Here is a 9,007-nt window from a genome sequence, read left to right on the forward strand (position 1 = left end):
GCTGACGCATAACACGCGCCGATAGCTGCAAAGGAACGGGCATGACCGACTGGACCACGACACGACGGTCGGCCCTGACCGCAATGGCGGCCACGATCGCCTTCCCCGCGGTCGCGGCCGGCGGCGGCAAGCGCCGGGTACGGCTGATCGCCGGCACCTACGCACGCGAAGGCGGCAAGGGCGTATATCCGATCTCGTTCGACCCGGATCGCGACGCGTGGCAAGTCGGTGCGCCGGTATCGGGGATCGACGACGCGTCGTTCGGTATCGATGGTGGCCCTGACGGTGCGTATTACTTCGTCCGCGAGAAGGCCGCGGGCGAAATCGCTGCCTACGCGCCGGACTGGGCCCACCGCGGCACCGCCACTACGGCAGGCGCCGACCCGTGTTACGTCGCGATCGACCGCGCCAGTGCCTGCCTCGCGGTCGCCAATTATTCGAGCGGCAGCGTTGCGTTCCACCGCCTCGACGCGCGCACCGGCGTGCCAGGCGAGCCGGTCGTGTTCCGCCACACGGGGCATGGCCCGAACAAGGCCCGGCAGGAGGCGCCGCACGCCCATTGGGTCGGCTTCAGCCCGGATCGCCGATGGCTGCATTCGGTCGACCTGGGGACGGACACGATCTTCGCCTATCGCTTCGATCCACGTGCGCGCTCGCTGGCCGAGCCGGTCGCGGCATGGCATGCGCCGCCGGGCGCGGGGCCGCGCCATCTCGTCCACCATCCACGCCGTCCACTCGCCTACGTCGTATGCGAGCTGTCCAACACGGTCACCATGCTCGACGCCCGCGCAGATGGCAGTTTCGCGACCCGCCACACGGTCTCGACACTGCCGAGCGGGTACGAGGGCGCGTCGCAGGCCGCGCATATCGCGATCGACCAGGCCGGGCGGCGGCTCTACGTCTCGAACCGCGGCCATGACAGCGTCGCCGTCTTCGCGCTCGACGCGTCAGGCGTGCCGAGCCCGGTCCAGCATATCCCCAGCGGCGGCAAGTGGCCGCGCTTCCTGCTGGTTCTCGAAGCGCAGCGCCGTGTTCTCGTCGGCAACGAGCGGTCCGGCACGCTGGCGATATTCCGGATCGAACCCGATGGCCGACTGACCGCAACCGGACATACGCTCTCGGTGCCCGGTGTGGTCTTCGTCGGCCAAATCTAGCTTCAGGGCACCCGCCGTTCTAGCAACGGTGTCGCCGCGACATAGCGTGCCTGCTCGACGAGCGGTTCCGAACGCGTCTGCACGTCGATGATCTGGCGCGGAATGACGCCCCCCGCGGGCGGTGCAGGCGACCAGTTCGGCAGCCCGGCAGCGTTCGGGTTGCCGGTCTTGATGAACGCGGCGAAATACCCCTGGAACACCGTCGAGATCCGGCGATCGTCCGCCGTCCACGTATAGGCCGGGTTCGTATCGAGGTTGCCCAGCGCGTATTCGATCTCCGCGCTGTGCACCGCCCCGATCGGCGGCACGTCCGGGTTGGTCAGCGGCGGCAGCGCGACGGGGCGGGGATGCGCGAAATGATAATAATAGGTTGGCTGGCGCGTCCGGCGGTGCAGGTCGAACCACTGCCACGTCGACGCGCCGAGAAACGCATCGCTCGCCAGCTCGGTCGCCGCGATGGGCACGTCGGCATCAGTCTTCGCCGGGTACAAGGCGAGCAGCGCATCCGGATCGGTAAAGAGCTTCGCGACGCCCGCACGGTAATTCGCCACCGTCGGCGGTTGCCCGGCAAGGATGCTCGTCCAGCTTCCCTCCTGCGAGTTTGCACCGACCAGCAACGGCACACGCGCCGCGCGCCCGGCCGTGTAGGTGTCGATCGACGGCTCGGTCAGGAACTGCCCGTCGACGATGAAGTCCGCGCGGAACCGCTGCGTCCCCTGCGCAGCAAGCAAAGCCTCGGCCGGCATCGCCCGAAGTGCGTCGAGCGATGGCGCCCCCGCCGCCACCGCGAACGCATCGCCATCCTTCGTCGCCACCGCGAGGGGCTTGGGGCGGAAGGTCGGCGGCAGCACGCCGCCGCTCTCGCCGATTGCTCCTGCGAACTGCGTGCGAGTGAGTGGCGAGGTCATCAGCACGCTGACCGACATCGATCCCGCGCTCTCCCCGCCGATCGTGATCCGCGCGGGATCGCCCCCGAACGCGGCGGCGTTGCGCCGGACCCAGGCCAGCGCCGCAGCCTGATCGAGCAGGCCGTAATTGCCCGCGGAATGTGTCGGTGATTCCGCCGCCAGCGCGCTGGTGGCGAGGAACCCGAACGCGCCCAGCCGGTAGTTGATCGTCACGACGACGATGCCCTTCTGCGCCATCGCCGCGCCGTCATAGCGCAGTTCCGACCCGTCACCTGCGATCGCGCCGCCGCCGTGGATGTAGAACAGCACGGGTAGCCGCGCGCCAGGTTTCACGCTCGCCGGCGTCCAGACGTTGAGCGTCAGGCAGTCCTCGCTGATACCCGGCGAACGGAACTTCATGTCGGCGAACAGCGGTTGCTGCATGCAGCGCGGACCGAACCGATCCGCCTTGCGCATACCGGTCCATTGCGCGGCCGGCCGCGGTGGCTGCCACCGCAACGGGCCGATCGGTGCCGCCGCATAGGGTATGCCGAGATATGCATCGACCGGCCTCGCTGTGGTCGAGACGTGCGTGCCTTCGAGCGCGCCGCTCTCGACTTGCACGCGTTGCGCCGTCGCCGGTGCGGCCAGCAAGCCGACCGTCATCCCCCAAGTCGCCAACCGCACATCGCCCTCCGCTATCGTTTGGGACGATGGTCGCACCCGACCCAGCGTTTGCCAAGACGGTCGGTCGCTATTCCTTCATATCGCCGGCAGCACCCGCCTGCTCAGGCTGCCGTAAAGCTGGCCGCGATAGCCGGCAGATCGAGCTCGACTTCGGAGACCACGCGGATCGTTCCGCCGAGCCGCCGATACTGCTCCGCCCGGCGATACGCGCTGCTGTTGCGCACCGAGTAGCTGAACGGCGCACGCCCGGTGATGACAAGCATCGTCGTCGTGTTGCCGACCGCCGATACGATCCTTCCGCCAAGCGCGGCAATCGCGCACGCAAGCCTCCCATCGCGAGGCTCACCAAGGATCGCGATACGTTCGCCGCCAAGCGGTCCGGTGGGAGCGGGGCGCGGGGCAGAGCCGGGCTTCCGCGGTGGCTTCAGCCATTCGTCGAGCGCGATACCGGTATGGTCGATCGCCTTGACGATCACCCAGCCGGCGGCGCGCGCATCGCTCAGCGCGTCGTGATGCTTGTGCGCGATCCCGAGATATTGCGCGAGGCCGCCCAGCCGGTGGCTCGCCAGCTCGGGCCAGGCGCGCTGCGCGACGCGGACGCTGTCGAGCCAGACCGTCTTGATCGCGGGGCGGTCATGGATGCGGCACGCCGCGGCGAGCGCGCCCTTGTCGAAATAGGAATGCGCCACCGTCGTCCGCCCTGACAAATGACCATCGACGATGCCGTGGATGTCGCCGAAGCACGGTTTGCCCGTGACGTGCTGTTCGGTGATCCCGTGGATCCGGGTGTTGAACACGTTGAACTCGTCGCGCGGATCGACCAGCGTCTCGTATTCAAAGATTTCGCGGCCGTCGCGAAACCCGACGATCCCGACCTGGCAGATGCTGCTGACGCGCGAGCATGCCGTCTCGACGTCGATGACGACGAAATCGGGTGTGAGCATATTGGCGACGTCGGTCTGGGCGGCGGGCGCTGGGTCGAGCATTGCACGTCCATATGTGGCGCCGGGTGCCGTAAGCAACCATTGCCGCCGGAACGTTCGCTTGGGTTCAGGCCCTACTTCGCCTTCTGCGCCAGGTCGGGATAGCGGTCGAGGATGGCGCTGGTCACGCCGTTGGTCCACCCGAAGCCGTCCTGCACCGGATATTCACCGCCGCCGCCGGGGGTTCGTTGCTCGATATTGTATTTCTCGAGCATCTTGCCGGTTTCGGCATAGGCCGCGCCGACCGTTCCGAGCCAGCGTTTGGCGATGTCCTTGGCGAGCGCCGGTTCGCCATTCCGCTCCAGCCCGGCAATCGCCACCCATTGCAGCGGCGCCCAGCCATTGGGTTCGTCCCATTGCTGTCCAGTGTTCAGAGTCGTCGTCCGCAGGCCACCCTCCGCCACCAGCGACTTGCGCACTGTCGCGGCCACCGCTTTCGCCTGCACCGGCGAGGCAAGTCCGACGAACAGCGGGTGGAGCATGGCGGCGTTGATGCTGGCGGTGGGCTTGCGCGTCGACAGGTCCCAGTCGGCGTAGCGCGCGGTGGTGGCTTGCCAGAGGTAGCGGTCTATTGCAGTCTTGCGCTTCGCCGCGAGCGTCATGAACGTGGTGGCGCACGGCGCGTCCCCAACAGTTTGGCAGCGCTCGGCGATGCGGCGTTCCATCGCCCACAGCAGGCTGTTGAGATCGACGGGCACGATGTCGGTGGTGTGGACCGTCGAGAGCGACTGTGGATCGCGGAGCCAACGCGAACTGAAGTCCCACCCGCTCTCCGCACCCGCACGCAGGTTGCGCTGTGTGTCGGCGGCGGGGCGGGGTGCTGCCTTCGCCGCGGTCTCGACGTCCTCGGCATAGGATTCGTCACGCGGCGTATCGCGGTCGTCGTAATAGCGGTTCAGCATGCTCCCGTCCGGCATCCGCACCACGCGGAGGCAGGCGGGCTTCCCGGTCAGGCACGTCGTGCCCTTCATCCAGAAGGCGTGCTCGGCGCGCAGTGCCGCCAGCCGACGCTTCGCCACCGCGGGATCGGTGTTGGTCGAGAGATCGAGCATCAGCGCATAATAAGGCGGCTGCGACCGGCTGAGATAATAGGTCCGCGTCCCGTTCGGGATATGGCCGTACCGCTCGATCAAGCTGGTGAAATCGTCGAGCATCGATTCGACGAGCGGCTGTTGGCCATCGACCTTCAGCCCGAGCATCGTGAAATAGCTGTCCCAGTAATAGATTTCGCGAAAACGCCCGCCTGGCACGACATAGGGGGCAGGGAGCGGCAGCGCGGAGCTGCCTGCGACCGGCGCGACCGGCTGGCGCACGAGCTGCGGCCAGAGCGTGCGGACATGCGTCCTGAGATCGCCCGAGCCGCGAGCATTCTCGCCGGGCACGACGAAATTGGCGAGCACGAATGCTTTCAGTGCCGGGCCGGCGGGTTTTGCCCGGGCGTAGTCCGCCATGATCGCCTCGGCGGCACGCTTGGGGACGGCGTCGACGAACGTCTTGCCGTCCGCAAATACATGGCCCTGCTGGACGGCCCGAAACAGCGGCCCGTAAACGTCGGCCGGAGACTGGACCGCTATGGGGGAGGGGGCAGTCTGCGCTGGTGCCATCGCGGCGACCGAGGCCAGAGCGGCAAAACGGCAAAGGGTTTTCATCACGTCGCGACCATCCCGGTAGAGCGATCGATCCCGCCGATGTGGCGGGATCGATCGCCTAAGCCCTTATCAAAACTTGAACGCGGCGGCGAACCGGATCGACCTACCGACGATCGGCCGTGCCAAAATCGTGCCGCTGCCCTGCGATCCGAGCGTACGCGGATTGCCCTCGGTCAGCCCGATCTCGTCGGTCAGATTGTCGCCGATCACCTGGAACTGGATCTGCCGGGTGACGTCGAGCGTGACGCCCGCATCGAGCTTGTAATAGCTCGGCAGGACCTGCGCGTTCTGGACGTCGGAGAAGCGGTCGCCGACATAGCCGACCGTCGCATACACGCCCGCCTTCGCATCGCCGCCAAGCTCCAGATCATAGGCGGGGGTCACGCGCCACTGCCATTTCGGCTGGCGCTGAACCCGGTTGCCGGTCAGGTCGGTCCGGCCGCCATCGGTGAAGAAGTCGCGGTACTTGGCGTCGAGATAGGTCGCCGAGCCGCTCAGCGTGAACCCGCCGAACGGGCGCAACTGGCCTTCGAACTCGACACCGGTCGCCTTGGCGCCGCCGACCGACGCGATCGGTGCACCGCTGGTGATGACCGTCGTCGCAAGTCCGTCGAAGGTGTTGTGGAACACCGTCGCGTACAGGTTTGCGATCCCGGTCGACACCTTCACGCCGCCCTCATAGCTGTCGACCTGCGGCGCGACGTCGATGCCGTCGCGCAGATTGTCGAAGAACGGGAAGCTGTTGCCGCGGCTGTAGCGGACGAATGCGCCGATTTGGCGGGTCAGGTCGTAATTGACGCCACCGGTCCACGACCAGGCGTCGCCGCGATAGCGGATCGTCCGGAAGGTGCCGTTCAACTGCGCGTCGCCATTGTCGTACAGCGTCAGCGGATTGCCGTCCGCGCCCGCCGCCGGCACCGTGCCCGCGAGGTTCTCGAGCGTGCCATCTACCGAGTGGTGCTGCCAGCGCACGCCGCCATCGACGCGCAGCTTGTCCGTGATCTGCAGTTCGTCGACCGCATAGCCTGCAACGTCCTCACCGGTGTAGCGCGCGTTGACCTTGAACGTCGAGCCGCCCGAAAAGCCGTCGCGCGTGACGATCCGGCCGTCCGCCAGCGTCAGGTTGAGCCGGCGCGCATTGGGTTCCGCGGTCAGCAGCATACTGTTGCCGAGGTTCCACCGATCACGCGACTTGTAGCGCGTGTAATAGACGCCGCCGGTCAGCGTGTTGCTGCCCGACTTCCACTCCAGCGCGAAATCGTTGACGAACGCTTGGATGTGCTTCTCGACGCTCCAGAGCCCGGCCTCGACGACCGCCTGGTTGGGTGAGGCCGCAGCACCGCCGGTCGCGAACGTTAGCGACCCGATCGTTCCGCCCCGACCGGCGGCATAGGCGGCGGCGGTGATCGGCGGGGTACCGCCGGGGACGAGACCGATCGTATCGGCATCGCCCTCCATCCAGCTGCCGCGATCGCGCACCGTGATTCCGCTGCCGAGTTCATAGTCGAAATTGCCGCCAAGATTATAGATCTTCGCGCTGCGGCCGTCGGCCAGATCGACCCGGCTGCCGTCGTTGCGCACGCCGATCCGCGTGTCGCGCCCCACCAGCGTCCCGGTGCCGGCATCGAACCCGGCATATTCACGGATCTTGTCGCCGTCCTGCACTACCGGGATCGGCAGCAGCCACTGGCCGCGATCGTCGAGATAGCGACCGAACAGCAGGATCGAGCCCTTGTCGAAATCATGCCGGATGTTGCCGGTGATCTGGCCGCCGCGCTCCGCCTCGAACTGCGCGTCGCGAATGCCGCGCGAGGTCGAGTAATACCCGCCGAGCATGTAGGTCGTGCTGTCGTCGATCGGGCCGGAGACATAGCTGTCGACGCGGAACTCGCCGAAATCGGTGCCGCTGAGCTTGAGCAACCCGGCCGGCGTCTGCTTACCCTCGCGCTGGACGAGGTTGACCGTCAGGCCGGGCTGGCCGTTCGAGAACAAGGCACCGGTGCCGCCACGTACCGCCTCGACCCGCTGGATCGTCTCGTCGATGCGGATCAACTGCGTGTTCTCCAGGAACGACAGCGTCGGCGGCGGGAAGAACGGCACGCCCTGCGTCTGGAAGGTGACGTATTCCGCATCGCCACCCGACGGATAACCACGCACGAAGATGTTCGCGCCGGTTTTGCCGCCCGAGCTTTCGGTACTGACGCCCGGTACCGCGCGGAGGACTTCGGCGGTGCTGGCGGTGCCGAGCCGCTGCGCCATGGTGCTGTCGATCGTGGTGACCGCGAACGCCGCATCCTGCCGACGCGTGCCTGCGCCCGCGGTGCCGATCACGACGATATCCGGGGCAGGTTCCTCGGGAGCCTGTGCGGCAGGCTGGTCGGCGGGCGCCTGAGCCGGAGCGACCTGTACCGCCGCCGGCGTCGTGCCGGCCGCCCGATCCTGCGCATCGACGATCAGATACGCGCCGCTCGGCGTCAGGCGGTGACCGAGCCCCGAGCCCTTCAGGATCGTGGTCAGCGCATCGCCGACGTCCATTCGGCCGGTGACCGCACGCGCGGTCTTGCCACGGACGAGGTTGGGGGAGAACAGGATCTGCTTGCCGCTCTGGCGCGAGAAGGCGAGCAACGCGGTGCTCATGTCCTGCCGCGCGATCCGCACGCCGACCGCAGCCTGTGCGGTCACGCCGATCGGGATACCGCCTGCGGTGAGTGCCAAAGCGGTCATCGTCATGCCGCGCAACAGCACGGTCCTGCCTGTGGATGTCATGCAATCCTCCCTGTTCGTGCGATCCCTCTTCCGGGGTCGATCCAAGGGTAAAGACGCGGGCGTTCGAAAAACCCGAACCGCGTTTATACCGTCGGGTCGATTATTTTTTCGAGGCTATCGTTATGCCGCCGTTCGCGTGCCGGTCGACCGTGACCGGAAAGCCCATTTCGAGCGCATCGAGGAACGGCTGCACCTCGCCCGTCCGGAACGCACCGCTGATCCGCAACCGGCCCGCCTCTGCGTCGGTGATCGCGATCTGCGGGGCACCGTAGCGGTTCATCTCCGCGACCGCCTGGCGCAACGTCTCGTCCTCGAACACGAGCCGGCCTTCGCTCCAGCTCGACAGCGCGAGCGCACGACCGGGTATGTGTTGCACCGATACGCCCCCGGCCGACGCGGTGAGGACGTCGTCCGGTACCATCGCGACGGGCTTGCCGTGCACGCCGTTGGTGGCGACGCTGACCAGCCCCTCGACCAGCGCGACCTGCACCGCATGCGGATCGAGCCGCACGTCGAACGCGGTGCCGTGCGCGGTGACCGACTGCGCACCGGCGGTCACGACGAACGGGCGGCGCTGGTGCTTCGCGACCTCGAACAGCGCCTGTCCGCGTTCCAGCACCAGACGCCGCTCGGTGGCGGTGTACGCCATCCGGACCCGGCTACCGGTATCCAGCGTCAGGCGTGATCCATCGGCCAGCGTGACCATGAGGCGCTGGCCGGTTGCCGTCCGATACACTGGAGCCTCGGCGATCCGCACTGCGGGCGCATCGTCTGCGAAGCGCCAGAGCGTCAACGGCGCGACCACTGCGGCGCAGGCGGCCGCGGCCAGCATCCACGGCGCGACCCGTCGCGGCGCGCGACCCAGCGCCGCTCGCGCCACC

Annotated in this window: 6 protein-coding genes; 1 reads left to right on the plus strand and 5 read right to left on the minus strand. The window is 67.5% G+C overall.

The features are described 5' to 3' along the window. Positions 1-41 precede the first annotated feature (41 nt). Complete coding sequence (locus IFR23_RS02825; protein ID WP_192974594.1) at positions 42-1,154, plus strand: lactonase family protein; 1,113 nt, start codon at positions 42-44, stop codon at positions 1,152-1,154. A 2-nt stretch (positions 1,155-1,156) separates the two neighbouring features. Here IFR23_RS02825 and IFR23_RS02830 read toward each other — a convergent pair whose 3' ends face one another. From IFR23_RS02830 to IFR23_RS02850, 5 genes are all read right to left on the minus strand, one after another. Further along, a complete protein-coding gene (locus IFR23_RS02830; protein WP_197978237.1) occupies positions 1,157-2,728 on the minus strand; it encodes a carboxylesterase family protein in 1,572 nt (523 codons plus the stop codon). 101 nt (positions 2,729-2,829) lie between these two features. Beyond that, positions 2,830-3,714: an exonuclease domain-containing protein gene (locus IFR23_RS02835; RefSeq protein WP_244655403.1), complete on the minus strand. Its 885-nt coding sequence runs from the start codon at positions 3,712-3,714 to the stop codon at positions 2,830-2,832. A 71-nt stretch (positions 3,715-3,785) separates the two neighbouring features. Next, the gene (gene treF / locus IFR23_RS02840) at positions 3,786-5,360 is read right to left on the minus strand and encodes an alpha,alpha-trehalase TreF (RefSeq protein WP_192974651.1); all 1,575 of its coding nucleotides are present in this window, start codon (positions 5,358-5,360) and stop codon (positions 3,786-3,788) included. Positions 5,361-5,429: 69 nt separating this feature from the next. Continuing rightward, positions 5,430-8,126, minus strand: a complete 2,697-nt coding sequence (locus IFR23_RS02845) for a TonB-dependent receptor (RefSeq protein WP_244655404.1) — start codon at positions 8,124-8,126, stop codon at positions 5,430-5,432. Between the two features lie 100 nt (positions 8,127-8,226). Continuing rightward, a partial coding sequence (locus tag IFR23_RS02850; RefSeq protein WP_192974595.1) for a FecR family protein occupies positions 8,227-9,007 on the minus strand: 781 nt, incomplete at its 5' end.

The sequence above is a fragment of the Sphingomonas sp. CFBP 13603 genome, from assembly GCF_014892665.1.
Lineage (GTDB): Bacteria > Pseudomonadota > Alphaproteobacteria > Sphingomonadales > Sphingomonadaceae > Sphingomonas.

Excerpts from the sequence above, each read along its gene's own strand:
- IFR23_RS02825 (WP_192974594.1), top strand. The coding sequence starts at position 42 with ATGACCGACTGGACCACGACACGACGGTCGGCCCTGACCGCAATGGCG.
- IFR23_RS02835 (WP_244655403.1), bottom strand. The coding sequence starts at position 3,714 with ATGCTCGACCCAGCGCCCGCCGCCCAGACCGACGTCGCCAATATGCTC.
- treF (WP_192974651.1), bottom strand. The coding sequence starts at position 5,360 with ATGAAAACCCTTTGCCGTTTTGCCGCTCTGGCCTCGGTCGCCGCGATG.
- IFR23_RS02845 (WP_244655404.1), bottom strand. The coding sequence starts at position 8,126 with ATGACATCCACAGGCAGGACCGTGCTGTTGCGCGGCATGACGATGACC.